Source organism: Phytohabitans sp. LZ39 (assembly GCF_059359075.1).
In genome coordinates, this window is sequence record NZ_JCADBM010000041.1 from 1 (window position 1) to 26,428 (window position 26,428).

Here is a 26,428-nt window from a genome sequence, read left to right on the forward strand (position 1 = left end):
CGTCATCCTATGGGCCTGGCACCGGCACTCGGTCTACCGGGATCGATACCTAGCCATGGCCAACGACCCCCTCTGGCGCCACCTGACGTTCGTACGAATCCAGTCCCGCAAAGACATCCGCCGCCTGCTAAACAGCATCAACTCTGCTCCATAGACTCGGACCCGCCACCACATAACATTTTTTCACTGAGACGCACTGTTCTCGGCAAATCAGGGCGTTGGTGTGGCGATGTGTCGGGTTCAGGGCTGCCATATGTCAAGGGGCGGTCAGGCAGTAACTCGGGAATGGGATGAAAGCATTGGTCGGCGGCGGCATCCGAGTGGGTGAATCAAACCGCAGAGCGGCGTGGAGGGAAATTCCCGCCGCCCGGTCCCCGACCTTCTCCCGGGTCACGGGCGGCAGCGTGTACACGTAGGCCTGACGGCCGGCGTCGTACTTCATCCAAGCTTCGCCCTCGTAGCCAGGGCTGCCGCCGACGCCGTACATCAGGCGCACGGCAACCGAGCCCGGAGCACGGCCGGCGCGGTCAACCCGCACTACCACCAGAGGCTGCTCTGGCGGGCTGGGAGGTATACAGGCGAGGGGATCGATAGTGGCCGGTACGGCTCGAACCGAACGAATGACCGCTGGGCGCTGGGGCGGCGCCGTCGACCGCGTGACCAACGTCGGCAAAGCCGGCGATACCGCCGCCGTTCGTGTGACCGCGGGCGTTGCCGTGGCTGCGGGTCGCCCTGACGCCGTCGACAGCACAGCGGATGACCGAGCCTCCGGCGAGGCCTGCGGCGGATAAGGGATGTCGCCGGTCCGACTCACGCACGCTGCGGCAACGATCACCAGACCAAGCAGGCACCCGGTCGCGTAGCCCGCCCGATGCAAGCGTGAAGGATCAACCAGCGACATGGCATGAGGGTAGAGCCCACACCACCGCCCACGGTACATACCGTCTGGTCCTCACAGTCTCGGTGATCCGAACCTGTCGCTCAGGATCACCAACTCGACAAATTCGGCCAACTGCGATTGGGCCGCCGCCCTGACGCGTCGGGGCGGCGGCCAGCCCGAATCTCGAACCTCCACTACTCGCGGCGAATGAGTGAGCCAGATATTGCGACTGGCGCTGCACAATTTGCGCCGGATGCCCTGCGCCCGGTGGCCGCGGGCGACCTCGCGACGCGCTAGGCCGGCTGGCAGAAGACGTTCGGCGGAACGTACTGGCCCGTCGCGACGTACGGGATGTAGATCTCTCGGCCAGGCGGCAGGACCGGTACCGACGGCCGGAGCCACGTGGTGGTGCCGCTGACGGTGGCGGTGGCGTTCCACACCTGGACGATGACGCCGGGCGGCGGGATCTGAATCGCCACATGCGCGGTGACCGGCACGTCGGAGACGTTCTTGATGCGGATCGTCGCCGCATGACCGCTGCTCCACACGACCACGCTGAGGAGCTCGACCTCGCAGTGCGGCGCGGGCGAAGTGGTGGTGGTCTGAGCGGCGGCTGGCGCGGCGAACGCGAGCGCGGCGAGCAGCCCAGCCACGAATGCGAGGAGTCTTGTCCGGTAACCCATCTTGTCCCCCATACATAGATACGTATGAGCAAACAATCCACTACGGAACAGACCTTCGTCAATGTCCGAGCGGCTTCGTGTTCGCTTCGCGGGAGCTAGGCAGAACTGGACCGGACCTGACGCGAGGCTCGTCCGGCCCAGACCATCCAGCGGGAAAGCGGCGCGTCCAGTGCGCCAGGCGGTTGCTTTTCGAGCGAGATGTCGACAAATCGACCGAATGGCAATCGCAAATCTCGACACACTGTCATCGGCAGATCCGTGCGTTGTTGGGGCGACGTGGCCGTGTTTGCGGTGGCCGGCCACGTCGCTGGCTGCTCAAGATACCCTTGTCCGAAGGATCTGCGCGGACGTCGACCGCGTGCCGGGTACGTGACGCGGTCGGAAAGGTGGAGGGCCTTTGGCTGGCCACAAAGGAGCAGGCGCACGCCGCCCGACTCGAGGCGCTGCTCACCGCGGAAGGGCTACACGACTCGCTGCTCGCGCCGGGCTACCGCATCATCGCGAACACGTTCACCGATCACGGCGGTGTCTTCGTCCGGTTCGTCGAGTCCGTGCAGGAGCTGGACGTCGGTGACCGGGCTTATCCGATACGCGAGGACTTCGAAACCTTCAGCCGTGATGCCGTGACCGGCAGCATCGCGCTGCTGAGAAACCACCATCGCGGCATTGACCATGGACGACGTCGGCCGGCTGCACGCGGTGCTGTCGGCGGCGCTCGGCGAAGACGCACCACAGACACGGGCGGTGGTCGGCCTCGCTGGCCTGCGACCACGACCGACGCACCGCGTCCAGATACCCAACCATGTACCTAACCCACGGCGATACCTGTCTCGGGTGCCAGCCGACCGGCTGGTCATCCGCGGCGACCCAAGAACCGCGTTCGCCTCGGCAACCACGAGCCCATCTGACCGGAACAGGAACTCCTGCCCCGGGCTGCGTCCCGCTCACCTCTGCGAACACTGCCAGCGTCGGCAGCCCCGCCGATACCGGATAGTGCCGTAGCTCCAGCGCCGTACGCCAGCTCCGTAGCACCCTCTCCGCCGACACCTGAAAGTCGGCGGATCTTGGCCGACCTGCCCTAACTGAGGCCTGCTGGCGAACGACGGCGGCTGCCCACCAGCACGACGACGTTGACCGCGATGATCAACACGAGGAGGGCTACCGCTAGCCAGAAACCCAGCCCGATGTGGACCACCTCACCGATTCGCCCATCCAGGTCCTTGCCCTCAACCTGAGGCAAGTAGGTGCCAAGGAGCAGAACGTATTCGGCCAATTCGGTGAGCCGCTCAACGGTCAGGTACTCGGTAACGGCCAGCACAACGATGGCGCCGCCGGCCGCGACAAGAGCCGCGACAGCGCGCACGCGGACGGTCCGGGCTAATGCGGTCGCCGCACCCACGACCATCGCCGCCGCTGCGAGGATCGCAAGGATCTGCACAACCGTCGTCATATGGAACCCCGCTGTCGCGCGTGACTGCTGAGCGGGGGTGAGGGCAAGCCCCCCGGTCGTGTCGAGCCGTTCACGGGATGCGATGAGATCCGCCCCGGTCAGGGACATCTCAATCGTGCCCGCCGCCGTGCTGCTATCTGCGGGTACGTCACACGACGCGGCCGCGAAGGGCAGGAAAAGAAACAGCAGAAGGGCGAGGATGAAGCCGGCCGGCGTGACTCGCCGAGTCACGATCTTCCCGGATACCCCAGGCGCCTGACGACCTTCTGCGCTTTGCACCGGGAGCAACCTCACTCTCGCCTGGGTAGGATCCGTCCCGAGCATCATCGAAGAGCGCCGCCGAACTCCGAACCATCGAGCCCACTTCACCATATCGGTACAGCGATCGGGCTACAGCCCCGACTGGACGGGAGATCCTCCACGGTGGCGGACGTAGCCGACCATGCCGTCGACCGCTTTCATGCCACCAATCCTTCCAGAGCAGGGAAGCCCCAACAAGATCCGGAGCAGCGCCCGCCCTCGCCGTCGGTGACGAGCGGATAGCGGCATGAGCGTGCACCGAAGTTGCGCTTAAGGGCCGCGCCGATCGCGGCAGACGGCGCAGGATTGGCCGTACCCGATGGTCGGTGCGTTCGGGCTGGTCCTCGCGGCGGTGTGGGCCTTGACTCATGTCCGGCTCGTCCGCGCCCTGGCCAGCGGCTGAGGGCGTCATGGTGCGTCGCTGGCGGTCCGGCGGGTCGGGTGCTGGTGGTGGGCTCGGGTGCTTTGCCGGGTGGCGACGCGCAGTGTGTTCGTCATTGCGACCCGTGGTTCGGCTCAGGCGGGAGCTGGGCGGATCACGAGGTGGTACTGCTCGATCGCGGCTAAGGGCTCAAGCTCGTCGAGGGTGACGGGGTCTCCTTGGCGGGCATGCTGCAACTCCAGCAGCCGGCTCGAGGCTTCGTCCCTACCCTTGTGGTGGACGTCCATTGTGTACTGGCCCGCTCCGGTCGGCATTGTCGCGAGGACCGCTTTTCCGGTGACGTCGCCCATCTGTAGCTCGCCGGTTGGACATTCCAGGTGCAGCCCGGTGACACTTGTCCAGGCTGCCGCGTCTTCAGGTGGTGACTCGCTGACCACCGGTGCGGCTGGGCCAGGCGCCCCACAGGGCCCGGCACTTACGTCGCCGGCGCCAACTGTGGAGGTGTGCGAGCCTTCGTACGTCGATTTGAACGGATACTCATCACATTGCAGTCCGCCTTCGGCGTACCCAGCACCCCAAACTGCGGTGCAGATGTTCACCGATGCGCGATGGTTCTGGTCGATGCGGCCGGTGTCCATCAGCCGGTGCAATGGACGCGCCGGTGTGCTGCCAGGGACACTCTTACTTATAAGTGGAGTCCAGGCGTTGGCGTCCGGGATCTGCGCCGCGACTGTCATAAACGATTTACCGGTAAGGCGCCGACTCTCTCAGTTGCCGAGGCAGCTGAAGGTTCGACAGCCGGTTGGTCCGCACCGAGGTACGTGGCGCCGTCGGGGCGTCGGACGAGGCGACTGCCACAGGTGAACCCGCGCGCACACCCGACCAGCGGCAGAGCCGGATGTCTGCGCGTGCCCTCTGGCCGGAGCGAGCTCGTCCTATCCCTGTGCTCTAATCCCGTCATGCATGTCGTCGTCTGCGGCGCACTCGTGGAGAGCGGCGCGGTCCTGCTGGTACACCGCAGCCCGAACCGCCGGGCATACCCGGATCTCTGGGATCTGCCCGGGGGGCACGTCGAAGCGGGTGAGTCGGAACTACAGACCCTCGCGCGTGAGATGCACGAGGAGCTAGGGGTTCACATTGTGGCGGAGTCCTCGTCACGGTTGGGCGACCTGCATGCCGGCAGTGGCGAGGACGCCGTCCACGTGGGCGTCTGGCAAATCAGAGACTGGGTCGGCTCTCCCACCAACCGTGCACCTGAGGAGCATGACGACATCGCATGGGTCGGGATCAGCGAGCTGGGCGGCCTCCCCCTCGTGTTTGGCGCCCTGCCGGCATTGCTTCGTTCCCTGCCTGAGCCTGACCGGCCGGTGACCAGGGCCGGTCCCATCGGGGTCATCGCGCCATCGCGTCGCTGAAGACTGACCACCACGACCGCTACGGCGCCTTGGAGGAGCGGCCCGGCGAGAAGGCCGACAACGGCTGCCTGCATTCTCAACCAAGCGCGGCTAAAGACGACCACGCCGGCGAGAACGACGTCTCGGAGGCCGAGCTGGCCTGAGAGCGCGAGCGCTCGCGGTGCAGCGCCGCACGTACACGCAGAACCACCTCGACTATGTCATCGAGGTCTGCGAGTACGTGGCGGACCTGCTCGGCTACCGGATCGTGGCCGAGCCGCCGGCGGTGCGGCATTCATGGCCCGCTTCGAACCGGCGGACTGAGCCGGCTGGGTGAAGGAGGGCGTCCTCGTACCCGGTCTGCCGGGTACGAGGACGCTCTGCTCAGGTGAGCACTGTCATGGGCTGGCGCAGGTTGGCGCCGGCGCTGGGTTGGTGCCCTGCCAGGTGCCGGTCATCCCGAACACTGTGGACCGGCCGGGCGGGATCGCGCCGTTCCAGACCACGTTGTGGACGCTGACCGCGCCCGCCGCGCCGGTCGTCAACGTCCCGTTCCACACGCGGTCGACCCGCTGGCCGGCCGTGTACGTCCAGGACACGGTCCACGCGTTCATCATGGTGGTGCCCATGTTGCGCACCGTCACCTCGGCGTGGAAGCCGCCCGGCCACTGCGAGACCACCCGGTACGCGGCCATGCACGGCGCCGACTCGGCCGGCGGCGTCGTCACGTCGACGAACGGGGACAGCGGGCCGCTCTGCCCGGCCGTGTCGAGGGCGCGCACGGCGAACCCGTACGTCCGGCGCGGGGTCAGGCCAGTGACCGTCAACGTGGTCGCGCCGTTCGTGTTGCCCGCGCGGCTGACCACATCGCCGACGACCATCACCACCTCGTACCGGGCCACCCCGACGTCGTCGGTGCCCGCCGGCCAGGTGAGGGTGACGCTGGTCGGGGTCAGCGCCGATGCCACCGGCGTGCCCGGCGCGGTCGGCGGCGCGTCGTCGCTGAACGGCAGCTTCACCGGCCCGCCGGATCGTTCCCCCGAGTAATTGCCGGCTGGGTCCTTGGCCCGGATGAAGAAGTGGTACGGCTCGCCGCGCGTCAGCCCGGTGAACCGGTAGATCGAGGACACGCTGGTGACCGTGCCGACCTCCACCTTGCCGTTCCACAGGCTGATCTCGTACTCGTCGACCCCGACGTTGTCACTCGACATCGGCCAGTCGATGGTGAACCCGGTCGAGTTGACGTCGCGCACCTCCGCCGGACCCGGCGTGGTCGGCGGCTCGGTGTCGCGGGCCACGTCGGCCACGAACGTGGTGATGGAGTTCGCCGGGAACCGGCCCGCCAGCGTCGGGTCGACCGCGCCGCAGTCCACGCACGGCGGCCTGGGCATCGTCTGGAACGTCGTGCTTGTGATGGTGTCGAGGTCGGCGGCCGAGTACTGGTACGCGGTGACCGCGCTGTTGAGGTCGCCGGCGGCGAGCCGGATCGCGCTGTTCAGGTCCTCGCCGGTCTTGTTGACGACGACGACGGTGAGCGGCTGGCCGGGCGTCTGGGCGGCGTACACGGAGAGCTTGTCCTGATCGCCGCTGACCGCCTTCACGCTGGTGTTGCCGAACTGACCACCCTGGCCGTCGTAGTCGCGGAACATGCGGAACGCGTACGCGCCGGGGTCGTCGGCGTCCGGGCCGGCCCACAGGGTGGCCAGGTCCAGCCCCTCGCGGCCGAAGATGCCGAGCACGTCGGCCTGGGCGAGCGCGCCGTTGATGTGGTCCAGCGCGCCCCAGTTGTACTCGGTGATGGCCGTCTTCGTGCCGGGGTAGTTCTCCGCCACCATCTCCTTCATCCGCGGGACGAGTCGGGTGGTGTCGTTGATCCAGCTCTCGTCGACGTACGCCGGGTCCCACAGGTTGCGGGTGGAGCGCAGCCGCAGCGCGTTGGTCGCGGGGTCGCTCCCGTTGCCGAACGCGACCCCGGAGCCCTGCGGGTACCAGTGGTTGTCGAAGTAGTCGAGTAGCCGCACGCCGTGCTCCTGCTCGTACGCCCGCAGCTGGGCAAGGTACCACTCGCCGAACGGCTCGCCGCCGTGCGCCGCCCGGTCCGGCGGGTTGCTCCAACAGGTGCCGCCGAGCCGGTTGCAGGTCTCCTGGTCATGGCCGGACATGAACAGCGAGTTCCAGCCCCAGCCGACCGGGCCGAGGGTCTGTGCGGCGGGGTCGGCGGCCTTGACGGCGCCGGCGATCTCGACCGTGCGGTCGCGAATCTCGTCGTACGATGTGCCGGCCGGGTGCACGTCGCGGTGCGTCGAGTGCCAGATGTCCGGCTCGTTGTCAAGGTTGTAGAAGCGCACGCCGCCCCCGTCGGCCGTGCCGTACTTGCCGGTCAGGTGCTCCAGCCAGTCGGTCACGTAGTCGGCGCCGGCCTCGACGCTGGTGTCGCGCGGGTCGTTCCCCGTCACGAACGTGCCGTCCGGCTTCACACCGTCGCCGCAGTCCGGCCGCCATTCGGCGTCGTTGCGCCGCTGCGGCCCGTACTTGGCAATGCTGAACCCGCAGCTGTAGTCGCGGGCCTTCGGCTTCCAGCCGATCAGCGGCACGGTCAAGATCGTGTCGGTGCCGGTGCGCCGGTCCTGCTCCACGAAGACGTCGGTCTCCGAGCCGTTCGGCAGGTCGGCCGGGTCCGCCGAGCCGGGCACGTTCTCGAAGAACCAGTCCGCGCCGCGGTTCGTGGTATCGGTGGCGAAGTCGTACCGGGTCGTCGCGTTGCCGCCCCAACGCCGGACGGGCAGCCGCAGCTCCTCGGCGAGCGCCTCGCCGGCACCGTTGATGCCGTAGATCTCCGGGCTGATCGGGTGGCGGGGCGCGGCGAGGTCGATGGTCAGGCTGGGGCCGGCGGCGGCCGCCGCGGGGGTCGCCGGCAGGGCAACGGCGCCGGCCGCCAGCAGGGGTACGGCCGCGAGGGCGACCAGGGTACGGACCGGTGGGGTTCGACGGGGCATGCCAGATCCTCACGATGAAATGAACGCATGGTGCGCTAGGGGCGCTCCACGAGGTGACCGGGCCCGGCGTCCGAACAGTACCCAGTTCATATATGACGGTCAATGACCGCGACGCGTTCGGCCTGCTGCATACGCCGGTGTGCGCACGCAGGAGGCGGACGGTCGCGCGGTCCAGGGCGATGGTGCGGCGGCTGGCCCTGGCGCCGAGCGAGAGCGAGCTGCGCCTCCCGGTGGTCGGCGGGGCGGGCGCTGGGCTTTTGAGCTACCTACCCGCCGGCCTTGATCACCTCGTAGAGAGCGGTCCAGTTTCTGGTGCCGTGGCCGGCGGCGATTGCCCGGTCGTAGTGTGACTTGACCGCTGTGGGCAGCTCGATGTCGACGCCGGCCTGCGTACTGGTCCGCAGGATGTGGTCGGCGGTCGCGCCCATCATCAGTGCCGTGCTGAGGTCGCCTGGGTGTTCGCCGGCCTCCAGCTCGCGGGCCAGCTCCAGCCCGTCGCCGATCATCGTCGGGATGCCGGTGAGGGTGTCCAGTGCGCCGGGGAGGAACTCGGCCGCCGGCACGCCGGCCGCCGTAACGAGCGCCGTGGCGTGCAGGAGGCTGGACAGGGCGGTGAGGAAGACGTCGAGATGAGCCTGGTAGAAGAGCTGGGCCAGCCCGGGATCGGCACCGAGGTACTTGGGCTCGCCGATCACCTTCAGCGCCGGCTCGTGCAGGGCGAAGACGTCCTGGGGTCCGCTGTAGAAGACGTACGCACCCGGCCCGCCGACCGCGGGAGCGGGCACCATCACCCCACCCGTGACGAACGCCGCGCCGTGTTTGGCGGCCCACTGCGCTGCCTCGCGGGATGCGTCGGGCGTGTCGGAGCTGAGGTTCACCAGTGTCTTGCCGGCGAGGAGACCCGCGACCGGGCCGAGGATGTCGTACATCGCCGGGTAGTCGGTGAGGCTGAGGACGATCAGCTCGCCGCCGGCGACGGCGGCCGCGGGCGAGGCCGCCCGTGTGGCTCCTTGGGCGACGAGGCCGTCAGCGCGACCCGGCGTGCGGTTCCACACCGTGACCGGGTGCCCGGCCCGCATCATGGCGGCGGCCATCGCTCGCCCCATCGGGCCGAGGCCGATGACCGTGACCGGTTCGCGGTCGTTGGTGGCGCTCATCGGGTGCTCCTCAGTTCCTCGAACATGCGGGCGGTGCCCTCCTCGCCGAACCCCGCGGCGATCTGCCGGCGGACGATGTCGTGTACGGGCTTCAGCACCTCGGCGTCGACGCCCGCGTCGTTGCTGGCCCGCATCAGCGCGGCGAGCGCTGTCTCGGTGAACCGCAGGCTCTGCTGGCCCTCGCCGGTGTAGTCCTTGGCGTCGATGATGGCGGCCAAACCGGCGAGCCCACCGGTCATGGCGGCCAGGAAGGCCGCCTGCCGCTCGGCGAACTCGGTCGCCGGCACGCCCGCGGTGCCGACCATCGCCGCGCCGTGCATGAAGCCGGCGAACATCGTGTACATGCCGGTGAGCATCGCCATGTCGTAGAGCGAGGCCATGCCGGCATCCGGCCCCAGGTACGTGCTCTCACCCCAGCGGTCGAGCAGCGCCCGGTGCTGCTCGAAGGCGATCGCCGAGCCGCTGTAGAAGATCACCGAACCGGCGCCGCCGATCATCTCCGGCACGGCCAGGATCGCGCCATCGAGGAAGGTGATGCCCCGCTCGGCGGCCCACGCGGCGAGCTCCCGCGACTCGTTGGGCGTAGTGGTGGTCAGGTTGATCACGGTACGTCCGGACAGGTTGCCGGCGACCGGATCGAGCACGCCGTGTACCGACCGGTGGTCCAACAGGCAGGCGACGATCACGCCGTCGCCGGCGACCGCCTCCTCGACGCCGCCAGCGACAGTGGCGCCGCGCTCGCCGAGGGCCGCTGCGCGGCGCCGGGTGCGGTTCCACACGACGGTGGGCCGTCCGGCGTCGAGAGCTGCCGCAGCGAGCGCACTGCCCATCGCTCCCAGTCCCAGGAACGTGGTGCTGGTGGTCATTGGATACTCCTTCGCCTCGCCCGTGAAGTGGTGGCGCGCCGATCGCCATCCTCTGGCGCGTACATTCGTGTTGACAAGTACCTACTAATTTGTTCAATACTTACCTTCTGGTAAGGATGGGCTTGACCTGGGAGGTCCGATGACGTCAAGCATCAGGCGCGGGCCGTACATCTGCGGGATCGACGCCGCGATGGACGTGGTTTCCGGAAAGTGGAAGTCGCTGATCCTATGGGAGCTAAACAACTACGGCACCCGCCGCTTCGGCGAGCTCAGGCGCGGGCTGCCGGGCGTCAGCGAGAAGATGCTCATCCAACACCTTCGCGAGATGGAGGAGGACGGGCTGATCCACCGCGAGGTCTACCGCGAGGTCCCGCCCCGGGTCGAGTATTCGCTGACCAAAGACGGTAAGTCGCTCAACGAGGCCCTGCGCCCGCTGGGCGAGTGGGGGACGAAGCGTTCCATGCGCCTTGCCGCGGGCGGCGAGCTCATCGACCAGGCGTCGTAGAAATCGCCTCGAGCCCAGTGAGCACCTGGGGCACGTCTACGCGCCCTCGCTGACCACCGCCGCCGCACCCTCCACGCCCCGCAATCACCGGGCGAGGCAATCCCAACACCCTGGAAGGTGTGCGCAACGATGGCCTGATGATTGCCAACCGGTCGATCCCGTCCGCAACCGTCATCCCGGTACTCGTGTATCCCGACGTCCGAGCCGCCGTCGCCTGGCTCACCGAGGCATTCGGCTTCGTCGAGCGCGTCCGCATCGGCGAGGACCACCGGTCGCAACTGCGTATCGGCGACGACGGTGCGGTGATCGTCACCGATGCGCGCCGCGAGCAACAGCCCCCGCAGCCGGGCATCGTCACCCATGTCATCAAGGTCCGCGTGCCTGATGTGAACGCCTATCTCGAACGCGCGCAGGCGCACGGCGCCACGGTCTTGCAGGAACCGACCGAGTACGAGTACGGCGAACGCGAGTGCACGGTCGAGGATCTCGGCGGGCACCGCTGGCAGTTCACGCAGACCATGCGCGACGTGGCGCCGGAAGAATGGGGCGGCGTCACCGTCAACCCATGAACACACAACCACGTCGCCGGCTCTTGCCCAGACGCGGCCGAGGGTACGACGGATGGACCTAGGCGTGCAGCGTCGGCCGGTAGCCAGCACACAACGTCACCATATGGGTCACCGGGAACCCGAAATGCGCGTACCACTACCGAACGACCGACTGAAATCGGAGCACGAGATAGAGGTCTACCCACTCGACTACGACAGGGAGGGCGGGGTGCCGAGTCCGTTGCGCGATGAGCGACCGGGCACTGCACGAACTGGACCGTCGCTGAGCCGTGGGTCGACCGTGGGAAACGAGCGGTCGCCAAACAGGATCCGCGCCGCCATCGCACGACCGGCACGGCCGCGCAGCAGGGCCACCGCCGCTTCCGCCGCGGCGGGGGATCGGATGCCGGCGAAGGCGCGGCGCAACAGCAGCCGGCCGCGAAATCGGGCCCGCAGCGCGTCCCCCGAGTACCGGTCCAACACTCGCTGGTCGCCGGTGCGCAGGTAGGCGGCGGCCACCGCCGCGGCCAGCTCGGACATGCGCAGGCAGGGGTCCAACCCGCCGGCCGTCAGCGGCGACACCGCGCCCGCCGCGTCGCCGACGAGCAGCCCGGCGGGGCACGCCAGCCGCCGCAGCACACCGCCGATCGGGATCGGACCCGCCCGGCGCTCGATCGGGCCGCTCGGCGCCGCCCGGCCGGGAGCGTCCACTGTGAACGCGTCCAGCAGGTGGCGGATGCCGGTGCGCATCGCGTGCGGATATCCGGCGACGCCGACGTGCGCGTGCCGGCCGTCGTCGATGACCCAGCCCAGGTACCCGGGGGCGAACCGGGGGTCGAGTACACAGTGGAACGCCGGGAGGGTCGTGCCCGGCGCGATCGGGTGGACGATCTCGGCACCGACGAGGAAGCGCCGGTTGACGTCGAGGCCGAGCTCGCGGGCCACGCGGGAGCGGGCGCCGTCCGCGCCGACGACGAACCGCGCGGTCACCGGCTCCGCGTCCGCGAACCGCACCAGGCCCGCCGACCCGCCGGTGTACCGCACTCCGAGCAGGACCCGCGCCCCGGCCGACTGCGCCGCGCGGTGCGCGTGCTGGTAGACGGCCGCCATGTCGGCCACCCGGTACTCGTCCCGGTCGCTGGTGAGCCGGATCGGCGCCCGCCGGGACGGCGGATACAACAGCATGTCCCGGACACCGGGGCCGAGCAGGTGGTCCGGCAGGTCGAAGTCGTCGAAGGTGCGGCGCACGAAGATCCCCGTCGTACGGATGCCGGCCGACAGCGACCTACGGCGGTCGACCACCAGCACATCCAAGCCCTGCGCCGCCAGCAGGCGGCCGGTGTGCAACCCAGCCAGGCCGGCACCCACGACCAGTACGTCAACGGTCCGCACACCCGCGACGGTAGGAGGCGACGCCCGGCCGCGCCACGACCGGCACACAACCCGCCCGGTACCTTCACACCCCCGCCACACCTGAAACCGTGACACTCGGTCCCGCGCACGATTCCTCGGTGCACGAAGCCGATCTTGTCGACGAGTTCACGGTAAGCCAGACCTCTCGATCGGCCTAGCGGCCCTCGGGCTGGTTGACGAACCTGACGTAGCCCTCGCCTTCGCCGGTCCGGGTCACAAGCCCCACGTACCGGCCCTGGCGCGGAGGAAATACCTCGTAGACGTGCCGGTCTTCCTCACGTTGCCCGCCCAGGCACCAGCAGTTCAAGATCCGTGTCCGCCGGTCCACGTCGACCAGGGCAGCAGCCGCGCGGGTCGCGGCAGATCCGGATACTGTCCGCCCAAGCCGCGCAGCCCGGTTGTGACGGTTGCGGCTCAGGAAAGGCCATTGTTCCGACCCGTGGCAAGCCACCTTCGCCAAGTCCTCCGAGTCACACGCTGCCCGGGATCGTCAAGAAGGTCCACCAGGAACTGAACGCGCAACCGCGTAAGCGGGTCGACGGCATCGACCATAGGTGCAAGCGTCCCGCGCAGCAGAGCATCGGGGATATGCCTGACGAGGCCGGCGTAATGCCAGTCCTTGCATCGGTACGGGCGCCGGACCGCGGCCGCGACCAGGCCGGTCAGGTCCGTTAGCACTTCGTCGGGGACACCCTCGGCGGCGAACCGCTCCAGGACCGCGGCCTTGGTCGTCCAGGGCGAATGCCACCACGAGCCCGGCTCTCGCCACTCGACGGGGTACCGCGCCTCCCACCGCAGAAACAGCACCGCGAACGGCGCATACACCACGTGGGCGACCGAGCCGCTCGGATGCAGGCCGGTGAACGCGGCGACCGGCCCGCACAGGGTTTGGTCAAGATTCCAGCCCATCGCCGCACGCGCCTGGTCCATCTCCGCTGACAGGTGCGCCTGCTCCGGCGCCCAGGAGCCGGCCCGCGCCCGCGCCGCATTCAACCGGTGCAGCGCCGCACCGGCCGCCTCCAGCGACTCCCGGTGCCGCGTCAACACAGCCGCACGCCGATGCTCGTCCTCACACACGAGGTCGAATAACCACGAGCGATCACCCGACAGCTCTGGATGCACCACGACATCCTGCCACCAGCACCAGGAGCCAGGTCACGCCCATCGAGGCAACTTATCAACGCGGACTCCGTGCCAACGCGCACTCGCGCGGGACCCCGGCAGCCGCGCCCGCCGCGTGCTCAACGACCTCGGTGTCAACATCGCCGCGATCAAAGGCGAACTGCACCGCTACATCACGGTCAACCCGACCCCGGCCGGCCCGCTGGTGGAAACGCCGCCCACCAGCCCAGCCGGACTGTTCGTTCTGCGGCCGACCAAGCCCGGCCGGCGGCCAACTCGTCAAAGGTCCTGGTGTGGCCATCTGCGGCGCATGCGTCGCGCTGGCCCACGAGATCCTCGAACGCCAGCATTCCGCAGCTTGAGGGCCCCGGCCGACAAGTCCACCCTCGGGGACGGCCGCCGCGGCGGTGAACGAGGAAGAGCGGCTGGAAAGGCCGGGGCCCGGCGCCGCCGTGGTCGCGGTTGCAGGACGTTACGCATCGAAACGGTGGATACGATCGGTGCCATGGCGATCCCGTCCGCGTTCCTGCGCGTGTTGGTCGGCGTGGTGGTCGTAGCCGCCGGCGGCGCCTGCGACCCGGGCACCCCGGACGCGGGCGCGGCGACGAGTCCCGCCACCGCCGGCCCGCCGCCCTCTCCGGTCGTGGAGGGCCGGGAGCGTCCTGTGAAGATCACCGGACCGCAGGCCGGTCTGCTGACCCAGGATCAGATCGAAGCGGCCGTGCCGGGCAAGTCGGGCCCGGGCGTCTCGTTCACCGAACAGGTGCTGCCCGAACTGCAGGAGAAGACACTCCACATGGGAGATGTCCCGGGGAAGATCACCACAGCCACCTGTGCCGGTGGCAAGATCAAGCTGGCGCCCATGGCGAGCACCTGGTGCACCGTTGTCTTCCGCGGCCTGCGGGTGGATTGGAACGTGGTCATCGAGCACGACTACCAGCCGGGCGATCGTGTGATCCACTACACGTGACTCCCCGTAAGCGCATACTGACCGCAAAGCGGCTGTACAACGACGCCTGGCTGCACTACCGCGACATGTCGCGCGAGGTGCGGTGCGACAAGCTCCCGGAGATCTGGCTGGCCGACAAGGGGAAGACCGGATACTCGTGCCAGTACCTCCGCACGGTGTCGGACACCGAACAGCGCTGGGTGGACGCGGAGATCTTCGTACGGGATGACGGCGAGTTCCGCTTCGATTGAAGCTACCCGGGGAGTCGCCGGTGACTGATGCCGCTCGACCGCACCATCCGTCCAGCGCCGAACAGCTCGTTACCCGAATCTCGGTATGCCGTTGCGAGCAGGTCAGTGCCGTTGAACGCCCTTTCAGAGCCGGTTTGCACGGCCCTTGCGAGCCGCGCGTCTGGACAGCGTCCAGCCCGCGTCCGCCTCCGCGCTTCGGACCGCGCCTACCCCGCATTTCGTATGGGCCATACGTGGCAGAATAGGAACCGCGTTCTCCCAGTACAGGGCCCATGCGCCGACTTCGAACCTCCGCGCATTGTCTGCGGCATGAGAGTGTGTCGATCGAGGTTAGTTGCGATGGTTGAGTCGACACGTGACCCTGGCCCTTGATTCTCGTGCGGTGTCGAACGGCGCTTCGGAGAGTAGTGCCGTGGTACCACCTCCCTCCCGAGGATGACGACCGCGGTACGACGAAACAGGATGGAATCGGGCCTAGCGTTCAGGCTATGACGAAACCTGACAGTCCACTGCGGAGGTTCGGGGCGGCCACCATGGCGCTGGCGACGGCGTTCGCTGTCGCCGCCTGCGGGTCGGACGCCGACAAAAGTGCGGGGCCCGCCGCGGCCGGCTCGCACAGCGCGCACGCGGGCGGGTCGCTTTCTCCACCGCAGCCGCTGCGCGCCGGCGAGCGGTTCGTCGACCTGAAGATGGCCGAGGCCTACACGCCCGCGCCGCCGGAGGGCGGCGGCACGGACGAGTACCGGTGCCAGGTGATCGATCCGGGCCTGACCAAGGCGGCGTTCCTGACCGGGACCCAGGTCATGCCGGAGAACGTCGCCATCGCGCACCACGCCATCGTGTACGCGGTGCCGCCGGGCGGCGCTGCCGCGGTGCGCGAGCAGGACGCGAAGACTCCCGGCCTCGGCTGGCAGTGTTTCGGCGGGACCGGCGTGGACGGCGCCGAGGTAGAAGAGGGGGACGCGGCGTGGGTGGACACCTGGGCGCCGGGTGCCACGGAGACGCTGCTCACCCAGGACGCCGGCTTCAAGCTGGAGCCGGGCAGCCTGCTCGTCCTCCAGATGCACTACAACCTGCTCGCGACCGACGGCAAGCCGGCCGGGTCGGACCGTTCGGCGGTGCGGCTGCGGCTGACGGACGGCACGCCGCAGACCCGGGAACTCGTCACGTGGTCGCTCGACGCGCCGATCGACCTGCCCTGTGCCGCCGACGAGTCGGGTCCGCTCTGTGACCGGGCGGCCTCGATCGCGGACGTGACGAAGCGGTTCGGGCCGGAGGTCGGCGACATGGCGGACGAGCAGCTGGAGGAGTGCGGCCAGAGCGCGCCGAAGCCCGGTGACACCCAGACCTGCGACCACAAGGTGGAGGCGCCGGTGACGCTGTTCGCCGGTTTCGGCCACATGCACCTGCTCGGGCGGGCCATCAAGGTAGAACTCAACCCGGGCACGCCGAACGCCAAGGTCGTGCTGGACGTGCCGCAGTTCGACTTCGACAACCAGCGGCTGGTGAAGCTGCCGTCGCCGGTGGAGATCGGTCCGGGGGACACGCTGCGGGTGACGTGTACGCACGACGCGGGGCTGCGCAAACGGCTGCCGCAGCTGAGCAAGCTGCCGCCGCGCTACGTGGTGTGGGGCGACGGCACCAGCGACGAGATGTGCATTGGCATCATGACGGTCTCCCCCCGCACGTCCTGACGACGCGTCGAACGTGTGTGAGCTCACCGAGGTCAACAAGCCGAAAACAGCTCTGAGCTCACACACGTCCGCACTGAACTCACACCCGCGCGGCGTCGTGGCGGTCGGACGGGCGGTGACATGGGCGGCTGCACGCGGACCCGGCAGCGGAGCGGTCGATCACGCCGAGCGGATCGGCCCGGAGCGGTGCGGCTGGGAACTACGGTCGCGCCCCCGACGGACGCGCGAAATGAAGCGCTAAATCGGCCGGGTGAGTCGCAGGTCGTAGGCGAGGATGACGGCCTGGATCCGGTCTCGTGCGCCGATCTTGGCCAGGACCCGCCCGACGTGAGTCTTCACCGTCGACTCCGACAGCGTGAACCGTTGCGCGATCTCGCCGTTGGTGAGGCCGTGGCCGATGGCGACGAGGATCTCGCGCTCGCGGTCGGTCAGGGAGTCCAGCCGGGGATCCTCCCGCACGGGCTCGCAGAGGTCATCGTCGAGCCGGTCGGCGAACGCGTCGAGCAGCCGCCGAGTCAGCGCCGGCGCGATCACCGCGTCCCCGGCGGCGACGGCCCGGATGCCGGCGAGCAGCTCCTCCGGGCGGGTGTCCTTGAGCAGGAAACCGCTCGCCCCGGCCCGCAGCGCGGCGAGCGCGTACCGGTCCACGTCGAACGTCGTCAGCACCAGGATCCGCGAACGCCCACCGGCGGCGACAATGCGCCGGGTGGCCTCGATCCCGTCGACGCCCGGCATGCGGATGTCCATCAGCACCACGTCGGGATGCAGCTCGGTGATCCGCCGAACGGCCTCGGCGCCGTTCTCGGCCTCGCCGACGATCTCGGTGTCGGCGGTGCTCTCCAGCAGCATGCGAAACCCGAAGCGCCGCAGCGGCTGGGCGTCCACCACGAGCACAGTGATCATGAATGGCTGCCTTTCAGGGTCGCGTGGACGGTCCAGCCGCCGTCCGGTGCGGGCCGGCGCTGACCATACCGCCGTAGAGCGCCGCGGGTTCGGCCATGCCGACGAGGCCGAGACCCGCGTCGCCCGGCGATGCCTACGTCATACCGAGCGAACCTGAGACGACTGTTAAAACGGCACTCAGGCCGGTTGGCCGCCGGCGCGGGTACGTCGTCGGGCGGGCCGCTGTCGTGCACGACGATGTGGACCTGGCAGTAGTCGGCCGCCAGGCTCAGGTCGACGGTGGTCGGCGAGTTCCTCGGCGCCCGACGTGGTGCGCATGCCCGCGACTTCCAGGGTGTCCTCTGTGGTCATCGGCAGGCCGTGCAGCGGGCCCAGTGGCGTGCCCCGCATCAGCGCCTCGTCGGCCGCGGCCGCATCGCGTCGCGCCCGCTCCGCGTCGATGGTGACGACCGCGTTGATCGGGGGGTTCAGCCGCCTCAATCCGGTGCGGGTACAGGTCGAGCAGTTCCCGGCTGGAAATCCGGCGGTCGAGCAGGGCCTCGGTGAGCCGTCGGGCGGACCAGAGCCCGATGCCGTCCAAGTCACTGCCGGTCGACCTCAGTACGCCATGCCGGACCGCTTCGCCCTGAACGGAGTGCCCTGCGCGCCACGCGCGTGATCAAAGCCATCGACCCCAACCACGGCACAACCGGCGCAGCGACGTGGTCTCCGCTCATGCTCGACGATGCCGTGCTGCTGAGCTGATCGGCCCCAAGACCCGGCACGGCACCAGCCCACACGACACGACCCTTGCGGCCGGTCGACCAGTCCCGGTACCGCCCGATCGGCGGCAGAAGAGCGCACCGGATCTTGACCGGCCGGCGACCGGCAGAACACCGTGTCCGAGCTGTCGGGTATGCGGGCGCGTCTGCGCCGAGGGTCAGTCCTTGTAGCGGTTCGGGATTGCGAACACGTCACCACGTAGACAGTTGCCCCTCAGGTCTGGCGACAGGGGGAATGGTTCGTTTATTACGGCCTCGGCGCGCCAGCCTTCAACAGCAAGCCCGTCGACGGCGTGACCGGCAAGCCGATCGTCGGTCGCGTCGCCAAGTAGACCGGCATGCTCAAGGATGACGAACAGCGCGTCCGCGGCACAGGTCACCAACGCGCGGGCTTCATCCGCACTCACGTCCGGATTCAGCTCGCAGTAGAGGCGGCGAGCAGCTACGAGCAGACGACCAGCGTCGGTCACGGTGAAGTCGCGCCGCAGCCGCACGGACAGAATCATCCCGTCAACGAGCGGCTCGTCACCGATCACACCGTCCTCGTCAGACACGCCGACACGGTACGCGAATACGCCAGCTCGGCGAAACCTAGCCCGGGCCGCGCACCATCCCGCCCACCCTTCAAGCCCGAACCCGCGGCGACGACAAGACCACATGAACCGGGAAGCCGCCGACCCGTCCGTATCGTCGCCTCAATCAACTGCACCGTCATCGACACGCACGGCTGCGGGCCGGGCGCGTGGTCTGCGGCATGACAGTGCGTACGAACGGGCGAAATCGGCGAGCATGCGACAGCTATGAAGAAGCCGGAGTGGTCGTCACAAGCGTAGATCGGCCGAGTAAAGGAGTCTCCCCACGGGCTCCCCCGCAAGAAACTCCAGCGGTCACCGGCGGCGTCGTGGGTGAGTAGGTCGTCAGCGGGCGGGTGCCGCCGTCGACTCCCGCTGCACGAACTCCGCGCGGACGGGTCGCGGCTCGGGGACGTCGTCGTCGCCGAGGGCGTCGAGAATATGGTGCACCGCCTCCTCGCCGCCGAGGTCGAGGGGCGTGCGGATGGTCGTGATCGGCGGCGAGGTGAAGTACGCGTGACACCCGAGAGTCGGCGGCGTCCCAGTTCCAGGTTTCGCTGACCATGTTGACGGGTCGGTTCGAGGAACAGCTGTCAAGCGACGCGGATCATAGCGCCGCCAATACCGGGTAGACATCGCTGGAGCCGGGGTTCAGATGAGCTCGGTCGAGGTCGATCCCGTGAGCGTGCAACCGTTCGGCGACGGCTGCCATCCGCGACTCGGCGAAACCGCGCCAGTGGCGCCCGAGCCGCCTATGATGCCCTTGCTCGTCATGTGTTTGGTCGTGATGAGCTTGGACCAGGGCGCGTGCCACCAGGCCGCAGCGATGCAAGCCGAAGCTGCCACCCTCGCCCGGGTCCTCCGCCAGGGCCAGACCGGGCGCCAACTCTTTGGTGAAGGCCGGCCCGCCGGGCACGAGCGTCTCGCGCAACAGCTCGAACCGGGCGGAGAGAAGCGCGCCGGCCTGACGATAGTGGCGCCCCAAAAGGTAGAGCACGCCGGAGTCACGGCGACCGAAGCGTGCCGGGTCGTTGACCACCTTGAATTGGAACGGGATTAGTGCCTCGTTGAGCGTCGAGGTCACCACCCGCAGGGCAACTGGCGCGCCTTCGGGCGTGAGGTTCCAATAGATCCGAATCAGGGGATTGCCCGCGCCCATCTCGGGAAAAGCCGCATCCCCAAGGGCAAGATAGAAGCCGGGCGATCGGTGCGGCAGAGCGTTGGGCAGCCGGATGGAGACCTCGTCACCAGGTCCGGCGCCATGCCCGGCGACCAGCTCGTCGGCGGTGACCCACAGCTGCAAGCCGTGCCGGTCGACGACGGTGTGTTGTCCGTCGACGCCGACCACCCGCCACTGCCCCTCTGCGCTGCCGGTGCCGAGGTTGGCGGCGGACAGGCTGTCGCGATAGGACGGTGTGTCCCGCAGCTCCGTGTCCGCGGGGCGTGCCGGCGGGTCCGGGACCGCCATACCGGTGCAGTAGAAATCGACGTAGAGCCGTTGCCGCAGCGCATCCGTCAGGTACCGGAGCACCGTGGCCCGATCCATGGCCGCCGCTCTGGCGGGCAGTACGGCGTGCCGCCTCCCGAACCAGGTATACGAAGTGTTGTTTATCCACAACGCGTCGAGGGCCTCGGCAAGCCGTGCGCGATGGTCGTTCACCCGCCGCCGCCTGGCTCTAATCCCAGCAGGTACACCACGGCGTCCCTGGGCCGTTCCAACATGTTGCTCGCCACCTGTAGCTGAAGAACCTGAGTTATGTCCGGCTGCGCGGACGATTGGGCCGACTCCAGAGCCGTGTGTACCAGGCGCGCGGCGACGAATGGCACCGTCGCCGCCAGCATGCGGTCCGCCACGCCATCGGCCAGGCCTATCCCGGCCGCGTACGTGCGCCAGCACACCCGGATGGCCCGTTGGACGCCCTCAAGCGGGCGTGCGGCCAGACCTGGCAGACTCACCGGATCATCGGCCGCCGAAACCGGAATCGACCCGATCCACAGCGTCAGGTAGGCGGCCAGCGCGGAGCCGATGTCCCAGCGCGAATCGCCGGGCCCTGCCAGTTCCCAGTCCACCACCACGAGTCTGGGCCGTCCGCCCCGGTCCCCGGTCAGCAGGAGGTTGCTCCAGCGGATGTCACGGTGGATGGGTGCGGTGCGGGACCAGGCCGCGGCGACCTCGTCGAGGCGCTCTGCGAATCCCGGTGTGGCTTGGACGATCCGGACGAGCTCGAGCATCCCACGGCTGGCGGTCCGGTAGAACTCCAGGCTGGGGCGGTGCGGCGAGAGGAACATCGGGCCGTGCATCGGGGGGTCCAACCCATCCCATCGAGCCATCGGCATCCGGTGTAGCCAGGCCAGTAGCCGGCCGATCGAGGCGGCAACGAACGCCGACGGCTTTCGCCGGCGCGCATGGTAGACGTTCAGATCTACGGCGTCGGGCAGGAACTCCGCCAGCAGAACCCGTTCGGCCGCATCATATCCGTGGAAGCGGGGCAGATGCCCACGCAGGCGGGGCTCCCCGGCGAGCAACCGGTAGACCCTCGCCTCGTGCGCCACGGTTCCCGTCTCAAGATCGGAGTCCTGCTTGAGCAGGTGACCGCAGGCGTCTCGGCGGTACGCGCCGAAAGCACGGTTGCGGCCCGACAGCTCACGCACGACCAAATCAACGTCCACCATGGACTGTTCGTCGAGCAGCCCGCAGTCCAGCAGGTAGCCGGGAACGCCGGCCAGGGTCAACATCTGCGGTGGACCGGTCGGGTCGCCGCCTCACCGCTCGGGATGACCGTGGCCGCCGTTGAGATCGCAGTACACAAAGCCGCCGGACGTGATGCTCGGCACGTCCCACTCCCCGATGACGCTACGCATCAGCAAGGGGTTCAGCGTTGCCGAGGCGAGGTGTCCGGCGGCGATCGACCCGCCGAGGAAGCTCGCCGACGACTTGCTCGGCTCAGGCCCGACGGCCTTGAGCTCAAGGTCCCGAGGGACCCACACCAGGGTGCCGTCCCCATCGGGTAGCCGCTGGCTGTGCAGGATCCTCGTTTCCGGGATGATGACGTAGCTGTTGAGCGTGCGATTGAGGTACAGCCGCCATTCGGACTTCTTCGTCGAGGGGCCGAGGAAACCGCGCAACACGACCGCATCGAGTGGTGGCGCCGCAGGATCCGGTGCGAGCGCCTCCACGAGCGGGTCCGGCACCAGCCTGGTCTGCTTCTGTACGGGCATGCCAAGCACCCCTTCGGATCGGGAAAGACGAACGATCCCTCAGACCGCTCAACGTAGTTGTATCACCGCAGCCCGCCCTCAAGGTCAATATGCCGGAACCCGCACACCCCCAACCCACTCCGGTTAGCTTGACAGGACCGATTGCGGCGAAAGGACGGCCCGATGCCCAAAATCGAGAACCTGACTTGCGTCCTGTCTCAGGATGGCGATCCCGTCACCATCTCCGTCGCTTGCCATCTGAAGTTCGAGCGCGACGAGGAGGGCACGCCGTACGAAGTGAAGATTGAGATCGTGGACGACGAGAGACAGTTCCTGCTCGGACCGAACGTCCTTTACACCTTCAGGCATAGCCTCCTTCTTCTGCTGGAAAGAGACCACATGGTGGTCAACGGAACCACCGCGGGCGTAGACATCAATGAATCCCGCACTTTCCCGCGGGATACACTCGACGAAGATCCTGGGATCACGGTGACCGGTAGACCACCGTTCACCGCGATCCGCCCAAACCCGGACAACTTCCGGGCCAGGGTGACGGTAAGTCAGGTGACCGAAGAGCTTTCCGCCATCCAGACGATCACCGCCTGAGGGCCCGCAGCCGGTCGGTTCAGGCGCAGCAGGACCTAATCCGGGTCGAGCCGGCGGCGCCCAGCAGGTCGATCGATTTCCATCGACGGCCGGTGTAAGACAGCGATGCGGTAACTCCAAATCAGTTTGCGAACCGGTACGGCCTCATCTGGTAGCCACCGAAGTACGGGTACGGGATAGCCCGATGATGGGTACCGCCGCTGCCGGACTGCTCGTACCCGACGTACCTGCTCATCGTCGCGTCGGTCCATCGATCGAAGGTGACCACATGGCCTGCACCAGGCGGCGCCGAATTAACCAACAGGTCGCCGGCACGCAGCTCGCTCCCCTCGATCGGCGTGGACCGCGCCGCCAAGCCCGCCGGTTCAGCCCAGGACCAGCCAACCCGAGCGCCCTGGACGCGTACCCCGAGCAATCACGACGATACCCACGGAACCACCTCGCCGAGTCCGAACTGGACAGATACGGCACCGGACCGCCATCCCATGCGGTCAGCCACGTCGCCGCCCGCCCCAGGACCAGCGTTCCCCGGTGAGCGACGAGTCGCGCGGCCAGGCCCGGCAACGGCTTCCTGGAGTGGATGACGGACTGGCCGACGCGCCAGCCGATGCACCGGGCATCGACGGCCGCGTCGGCCAGAGATCAATTGAATGTGACCATGCCTCCGATGGTTTTCGGAGCTTCAGCGTCGTCGGGCGTACGCCCTGATCGTGCTCTGCTCGACCGTGTCGCCGGCCCCGTCGGTGGCGGATGCGCGCAGCGACACGTACCCGGGGCCGGGCGGATGCCGCAGCGTTGCCACCCACCGGTCGCCGAGCCGCACCAGCCGCACGGGCCGCCAGGTGGCGCCGTCGTCGAACGATGCGTCGACGGTCAGCGACGCGAGACGCACCCGGCCGGTGGTGCCGTTGCGCTCGGCGTACACGGTGAAACCGGTGAGGCCGGCCGGTGCCCGGTTGAGGTCGTCGAGTTCGATGTCGTAGCGGACGGCGAGCAGCGGCAGGTCGGTCACCCCGCCGGCGGCCCGCGATGTGAAGCTCCAGGAGGTCCGCTGCGAAGTGGAGAGGTTGGTCCAGCTCGCGTTCCGGGTCGACGACGTGGTGAGGACGTACCGGGTGCTCTCTGGGCTGACCGTGAACTGGCCGAAGCCGGTGCGGTCGCTGGTGCCGAGCGGCTTGCCGGCCACTGTGGACAGGACCGTCTCGCCGGTTGTCGCCGGGTAGTCCCCGGCCGGCCCCGCGGTGCCGCCGTCCCGTCCCAGACCGGCGTCGGTGTACATCGGGACCTGGACGTACAGCGTGTCGCCCTGGCGGAAGGCGGCCGATGAGGCGCCGGGCACCTCCCGCGGCGCGGCGACCCCCGGGCCGAGCGGTGCCCGGCCGAGGGCGACGGTGCGCCGGACGGCCGTCGAGAACCGCTGCCCACCGACCGTGAAGTAGTCGCCGCCGGAGCAGTCCGCCGGTCCGACGTCGGCGCTGAGCTGCCAGACGACGTCCGCGGCCGGGGTGACATAGACGGCGTTTGGATGGTCGCCCGGCGTGGCGTCGACGCGGATCGACCGGCCGAGCCCGATCGGCAGGTCGGGGTCGTAGCCGTTGGTGACCAGCCGGGCGCAGCCGGCGTCGCCCGAGCCTGCCAGCCGCACGTCCACCGGCGCGAGATCCGCGGTGCGGGCCGCGTAGCGCGGATGCGCCGGGATGCCGCCGGACTCGTGGAACATGACGTTGTAGAGGTACGGGCTCTGCTCCGCACCCCGGTCAGTCAGGGCGCCGTAGACGTCGAGGGCCAGCCCGGCGGCGTTCGCGGTGGGTTGGACGAACAGGCCGCCCGGGTAGTCGAAGTCGGCCGCGTACCAGATAGGCCCGCCCGGCGATGCCTGGGTGACCTGCACCGTGCCGCCGCGCAGCGCCGCGCCTGTCCGGTCGACGGAGACATCGACCCGCGCGGTGCCGCGGGCGTCGAGCGCGACGTCGGTATCCCCGGCGACGTCGACCCGGGCGCGCATCGGCATGCTCAGCGAGCTGATCCCGTCGGCGCCGGTGGTCACCACGAACGCCTGCACCAGGTACGCGCTGGCAGTCACCTCGGCCGTGCCGGCGCCGTCGGTGAGCGGCACCACGGTCAACTCGCCGGTGGCGAGGTCGAAGGCGAGAGCGTAGCCGGCGTGGTCGCTGTCGGGCGCCGCCCCGGCGCGGTCCCGGACCGACACGGCCAGGGTGGCGGAGCCGGCGGCGAGCTTGCGGGCCGTTGCCTTCGGCGCGGCCTGCCCGAGCCGGAAATGCCGGGGGTCGGGGCCGGCCGCGACGCTCGTGCCCGGGGTGGTCTGGGCGCCAGCGGTGGTGGCCACCAAGACACCGCCCGTGACGAGCGCGATGCCGGCGGTCGCCGCGCAGATCGCGCGGATTCGGCGGATTGCCATCGGATTCCTTCCGGAGGGATTTCAGGGGAGCTGGCGGGCGCGGTCGACGATGCCGCTGCCGAGCAGCGCCCGGCTGTGCACGACGGTCCCGGCGGCCACCCCGGCGAGGTCCAGGTAGCGGCCGGCCTGGATCAGAACCATGCGGTAGCCGAGGTACTCGCTACCGTCCGCCTTGAAGACCAGCTCATAGCGCATGCCGTCGTTGGTCCAGGAGACTGCGGTGCCGATACGGCCGGCCGCATCCGCGACGGACTGCTCGGTCTGGACGCCGGGCAGCCGGGCCACCGCCCGCACGGTGGCAGCGCGCAGATCCGGCGGCGCCAGCGGGCTGGCCAGCACATCGGTCAGCATGCCGGCGAGCGTCACCGGCACAGCGTCGGGCGAACCGGCGGGGATGGTCCCGCGCAGGGTGGCGAGCAGCTTGTCCGGGTCGCGGGAGAGCGACATCAGATAGTGGTACGAGTCGATGTCCGCGCCACCGACGGCGGTGGGCGGCGCGGAGGCGTGCGCCGGCTGGTCGCAGTCGAACTCAGCGAGCGGTTCGGTGACCTTCCGGCTGCACGTTACGACGTCGGTCGCCGGATTGCCGACCGATTGCCACGAACGGTGCTGTTCCCGGTGGTCGCCGCTGGCGTCGGTGTCGATCACGATCTGGTCCCGGTACGCGTACTGGTCGGCGCGCGGCGCGGTGAACGGCCGGGCGGCCGCACCCTTGGCCGCGGCGTCGAGCAGCCCCGTCACCGCGACGGGCCCGGCAGGAGGCTCTTCCCGGACCGCCACCGCGGTGAGGCCGGCCACGGCGACGAGCGACATGGCGGCGGCCCAGGTGAGCCGCCGCCAGGCGAACCGGGGCCGGTCGGCGCCGCCGAGCCGGTTCTGCCTGGGCGCGCCGTCGCCCAGCCGAATCTCGTGGTCAAGGCGAGCGCGGGCCGTGGCCACCGCGGTCGGGCTCGGCCCGGTGGGCTGCGGGCGCAGGCTCGCGACCACCTTTATCTCGTCCATCTCAGTCCCTCTTGCGTGTTGGCGGGTGGGTGCGTTGCTGTCGCGGGTGGTTGCAGGTGTGGCGGGGCGAGGCTGTCGTGGGCGTTGGCAGGTGGGTGGTGGGGAGGTGTGGGGCGGTTGTCATCGGGATCGCGGAGCGCGGCGCGGATCCGGCGGCGAGCGCGGTTGAGGCGGGACGCGACGGTGCCCGGTGGGATGGCCAGCGCGGCGGCGACCTCCTCATAGGTCAGCTCCACCCACGCCACCAGCAGCAGCACCTCGCGGTCGGCGGCCGAGAGCGAGGCCAGGACGCTGGCCAGTCGAGGTTCGAGCCCGTAGCCGCCCTGGTCGGCCGGCGCCGTGTGCGTGGGGATGACCGGGTCGGCACCGACCCGGGC

28 protein-coding genes are annotated in these 26,428 nt (G+C 69.1%); 9 read left to right on the plus strand and 19 right to left on the minus strand.

From position 1 onward, the window contains the following. Positions 1 to 1,173 precede the first annotated feature (1,173 nt). From AC5L36_RS43725 to AC5L36_RS43740, 4 genes are all read right to left on the minus strand, one after another. Positions 1,174 to 1,533 (minus strand): cellulose binding domain-containing protein, encoded by a 360-nt coding sequence (locus AC5L36_RS43725; protein ID WP_441224777.1) that lies wholly within the window; start codon positions 1,531 to 1,533, stop codon positions 1,174 to 1,176. 491 nt (positions 1,534 to 2,024) lie between these two features. Further along, entirely contained in the window at positions 2,025 to 2,237 is a 213-nt protein-coding gene (locus AC5L36_RS43730; RefSeq protein WP_441224779.1) for a hypothetical protein, read from the minus strand. A gap of 404 nt (positions 2,238 to 2,641) precedes the next feature. Continuing rightward, positions 2,642 to 3,244 carry a hypothetical protein gene (locus AC5L36_RS43735; protein WP_441224780.1) on the minus strand — a complete coding sequence of 201 codons (603 nt, stop codon included), beginning with the start codon at positions 3,242 to 3,244 and terminating at the stop codon, positions 2,642 to 2,644. Between the two features lie 585 nt (positions 3,245 to 3,829). After that, positions 3,830 to 4,333, minus strand: coding sequence for a hypothetical protein (locus tag AC5L36_RS43740; RefSeq protein ID WP_441224782.1), 504 nt, complete (start codon positions 4,331 to 4,333; stop codon positions 3,830 to 3,832). A 321-nt stretch (positions 4,334 to 4,654) separates the two neighbouring features. Between AC5L36_RS43740 and AC5L36_RS43745 the strand changes: the two genes are divergently transcribed. Next, on the plus strand, positions 4,655 to 5,110 hold the full coding sequence (locus AC5L36_RS43745) for an NUDIX domain-containing protein (RefSeq protein WP_441224784.1): 456 nt from the start codon (positions 4,655 to 4,657) through the stop codon (positions 5,108 to 5,110). Positions 5,111 to 5,270: 160 nt separating this feature from the next. Continuing rightward, a complete protein-coding gene (locus tag AC5L36_RS43750; protein ID WP_441224785.1) occupies positions 5,271 to 5,426 on the plus strand; it encodes a hypothetical protein in 156 nt (51 codons plus the stop codon). 61 nt (positions 5,427 to 5,487) lie between these two features. Here the strand turns inward: AC5L36_RS43750 and AC5L36_RS43755 are convergent, their stop codons facing one another. The 3 genes from AC5L36_RS43755 to AC5L36_RS43765 form a co-directional block, all read right to left on the minus strand. After that, complete coding sequence (locus tag AC5L36_RS43755; RefSeq protein WP_441224787.1) at positions 5,488 to 8,085, minus strand: glycoside hydrolase family 44 protein; 2,598 nt, start codon at positions 8,083 to 8,085, stop codon at positions 5,488 to 5,490. Positions 8,086 to 8,351: 266 nt separating this feature from the next. Beyond that, on the minus strand, positions 8,352 to 9,242 hold the full coding sequence (locus AC5L36_RS43760) for an NAD(P)-dependent oxidoreductase (RefSeq protein WP_441224789.1): 891 nt from the start codon (positions 9,240 to 9,242) through the stop codon (positions 8,352 to 8,354). Then, positions 9,239 to 10,108: an NAD(P)-dependent oxidoreductase gene (locus AC5L36_RS43765; protein ID WP_441224791.1), complete on the minus strand. Its 870-nt coding sequence runs from the start codon at positions 10,106 to 10,108 to the stop codon at positions 9,239 to 9,241. Before AC5L36_RS43765 ends, AC5L36_RS43760 begins: the two co-directional genes overlap by 4 nt. 139 nt (positions 10,109 to 10,247) lie before the next feature. On the opposite strand from AC5L36_RS43765, the gene AC5L36_RS43770 reads away from it, so the two are divergent. Both AC5L36_RS43770 and AC5L36_RS43775 read left to right on the plus strand, forming a co-directional pair. After that, entirely contained in the window at positions 10,248 to 10,613 is a 366-nt protein-coding gene (locus AC5L36_RS43770; RefSeq protein WP_441224793.1) for a winged helix-turn-helix transcriptional regulator, read from the plus strand. Between the two features lie 119 nt (positions 10,614 to 10,732). Further along, positions 10,733 to 11,182, plus strand: a complete 450-nt coding sequence (locus AC5L36_RS43775) for a VOC family protein (RefSeq protein ID WP_441224795.1) — start codon at positions 10,733 to 10,735, stop codon at positions 11,180 to 11,182. Positions 11,183 to 11,371: 189 nt separating this feature from the next. Here AC5L36_RS43775 and AC5L36_RS43780 read toward each other — a convergent pair whose 3' ends face one another. The 3 genes from AC5L36_RS43780 to AC5L36_RS43790 form a co-directional block, all read right to left on the minus strand. Beyond that, positions 11,372 to 12,553 carry an NAD(P)/FAD-dependent oxidoreductase gene (locus tag AC5L36_RS43780; RefSeq protein ID WP_441224797.1) on the minus strand — a complete coding sequence of 394 codons (1,182 nt, stop codon included), beginning with the start codon at positions 12,551 to 12,553 and terminating at the stop codon, positions 11,372 to 11,374. A 175-nt stretch (positions 12,554 to 12,728) separates the two neighbouring features. Beyond that, positions 12,729 to 12,902, minus strand: a complete 174-nt coding sequence (locus tag AC5L36_RS43785; RefSeq protein WP_441224798.1) for a hypothetical protein — start codon at positions 12,900 to 12,902, stop codon at positions 12,729 to 12,731. 86 nt (positions 12,903 to 12,988) lie between these two features. Beyond that, a complete protein-coding gene (locus AC5L36_RS43790; protein ID WP_441224855.1) occupies positions 12,989 to 13,696 on the minus strand; it encodes a hypothetical protein in 708 nt (235 codons plus the stop codon). Between the two features lie 131 nt (positions 13,697 to 13,827). Here AC5L36_RS43790 and AC5L36_RS43795 point away from each other — a divergent pair, with 131 nt between their 5' ends. The 4 genes from AC5L36_RS43795 to AC5L36_RS43810 all read left to right on the plus strand — a co-directional run bounded on the left by AC5L36_RS43795 (position 13,828) and on the right by AC5L36_RS43810 (position 16,590). After that, positions 13,828 to 14,058, plus strand: coding sequence for a ClpX C4-type zinc finger protein (locus AC5L36_RS43795; protein WP_441224846.1), 231 nt, complete (start codon positions 13,828 to 13,830; stop codon positions 14,056 to 14,058). A 143-nt stretch (positions 14,059 to 14,201) separates the two neighbouring features. Beyond that, positions 14,202 to 14,666, plus strand: coding sequence for a hypothetical protein (locus AC5L36_RS43800; protein WP_494909876.1), 465 nt, complete (start codon positions 14,202 to 14,204; stop codon positions 14,664 to 14,666). Further along, the gene (locus AC5L36_RS43805) at positions 14,663 to 14,896 is read left to right on the plus strand and encodes a hypothetical protein (RefSeq protein WP_441224800.1); all 234 of its coding nucleotides are present in this window, start codon (positions 14,663 to 14,665) and stop codon (positions 14,894 to 14,896) included. The genes AC5L36_RS43800 and AC5L36_RS43805 overlap by 4 nt, the downstream gene beginning before the upstream one ends. A 488-nt stretch (positions 14,897 to 15,384) precedes the next feature. Further along, a complete protein-coding gene (locus AC5L36_RS43810; protein WP_441224802.1) occupies positions 15,385 to 16,590 on the plus strand; it encodes a monooxygenase in 1,206 nt (401 codons plus the stop codon). A gap of 237 nt (positions 16,591 to 16,827) precedes the next feature. Here AC5L36_RS43810 and AC5L36_RS43815 read toward each other — a convergent pair whose 3' ends face one another. From AC5L36_RS43815 to AC5L36_RS43840, 6 genes are all read right to left on the minus strand, one after another. After that, positions 16,828 to 17,493 carry a response regulator gene (locus AC5L36_RS43815; RefSeq protein ID WP_441224804.1) on the minus strand — a complete coding sequence of 222 codons (666 nt, stop codon included), beginning with the start codon at positions 17,491 to 17,493 and terminating at the stop codon, positions 16,828 to 16,830. A 177-nt stretch (positions 17,494 to 17,670) separates the two neighbouring features. Further along, complete coding sequence (locus AC5L36_RS43820; protein WP_441224806.1) at positions 17,671 to 17,973, minus strand: amidase family protein; 303 nt, start codon at positions 17,971 to 17,973, stop codon at positions 17,671 to 17,673. 439 nt (positions 17,974 to 18,412) lie between these two features. Next, positions 18,413 to 18,808, minus strand: a complete 396-nt coding sequence (locus AC5L36_RS43825) for a hypothetical protein (protein ID WP_441224808.1) — start codon at positions 18,806 to 18,808, stop codon at positions 18,413 to 18,415. A 625-nt stretch (positions 18,809 to 19,433) separates the two neighbouring features. Then, entirely contained in the window at positions 19,434 to 20,486 is a 1,053-nt protein-coding gene (locus AC5L36_RS43830; RefSeq protein WP_441224809.1) for a T3SS effector HopA1 family protein, read from the minus strand. Then, on the minus strand, positions 20,483 to 21,562 hold the full coding sequence (locus AC5L36_RS43835; RefSeq protein WP_441224811.1) for a phosphotransferase family protein: 1,080 nt from the start codon (positions 21,560 to 21,562) through the stop codon (positions 20,483 to 20,485). The genes AC5L36_RS43830 and AC5L36_RS43835 overlap by 4 nt, the downstream gene beginning before the upstream one ends. 27 nt (positions 21,563 to 21,589) lie before the next feature. Next, a complete protein-coding gene (locus AC5L36_RS43840; protein WP_441224813.1) occupies positions 21,590 to 22,018 on the minus strand; it encodes a hypothetical protein in 429 nt (142 codons plus the stop codon). A gap of 189 nt (positions 22,019 to 22,207) precedes the next feature. Here AC5L36_RS43840 and AC5L36_RS43845 point away from each other — a divergent pair, with 189 nt between their 5' ends. Further along, on the plus strand, positions 22,208 to 22,630 hold the full coding sequence (locus AC5L36_RS43845; RefSeq protein WP_441224815.1) for a hypothetical protein: 423 nt from the start codon (positions 22,208 to 22,210) through the stop codon (positions 22,628 to 22,630). A 682-nt stretch (positions 22,631 to 23,312) separates the two neighbouring features. Here AC5L36_RS43845 and AC5L36_RS43850 read toward each other — a convergent pair. Genes AC5L36_RS43850 through AC5L36_RS43860 form a run of 3 tightly spaced genes read right to left on the minus strand, consistent with a single transcriptional unit; the run spans position 23,313 to position 26,404 of the window. Beyond that, positions 23,313 to 25,049: a hypothetical protein gene (locus AC5L36_RS43850; RefSeq protein WP_441224817.1), complete on the minus strand. Its 1,737-nt coding sequence runs from the start codon at positions 25,047 to 25,049 to the stop codon at positions 23,313 to 23,315. Between the two features lie 21 nt (positions 25,050 to 25,070). Beyond that, positions 25,071 to 26,051, minus strand: a complete 981-nt coding sequence (locus AC5L36_RS43855) for a CU044_5270 family protein (protein ID WP_441224818.1) — start codon at positions 26,049 to 26,051, stop codon at positions 25,071 to 25,073. Further along, positions 26,039 to 26,404 carry an RNA polymerase sigma factor gene (locus AC5L36_RS43860; protein WP_441224848.1) on the minus strand — a complete coding sequence of 122 codons (366 nt, stop codon included), beginning with the start codon at positions 26,402 to 26,404 and terminating at the stop codon, positions 26,039 to 26,041. Before AC5L36_RS43860 ends, AC5L36_RS43855 begins: the two co-directional genes overlap by 13 nt. Positions 26,405 to 26,428 lie beyond the last annotated feature (24 nt).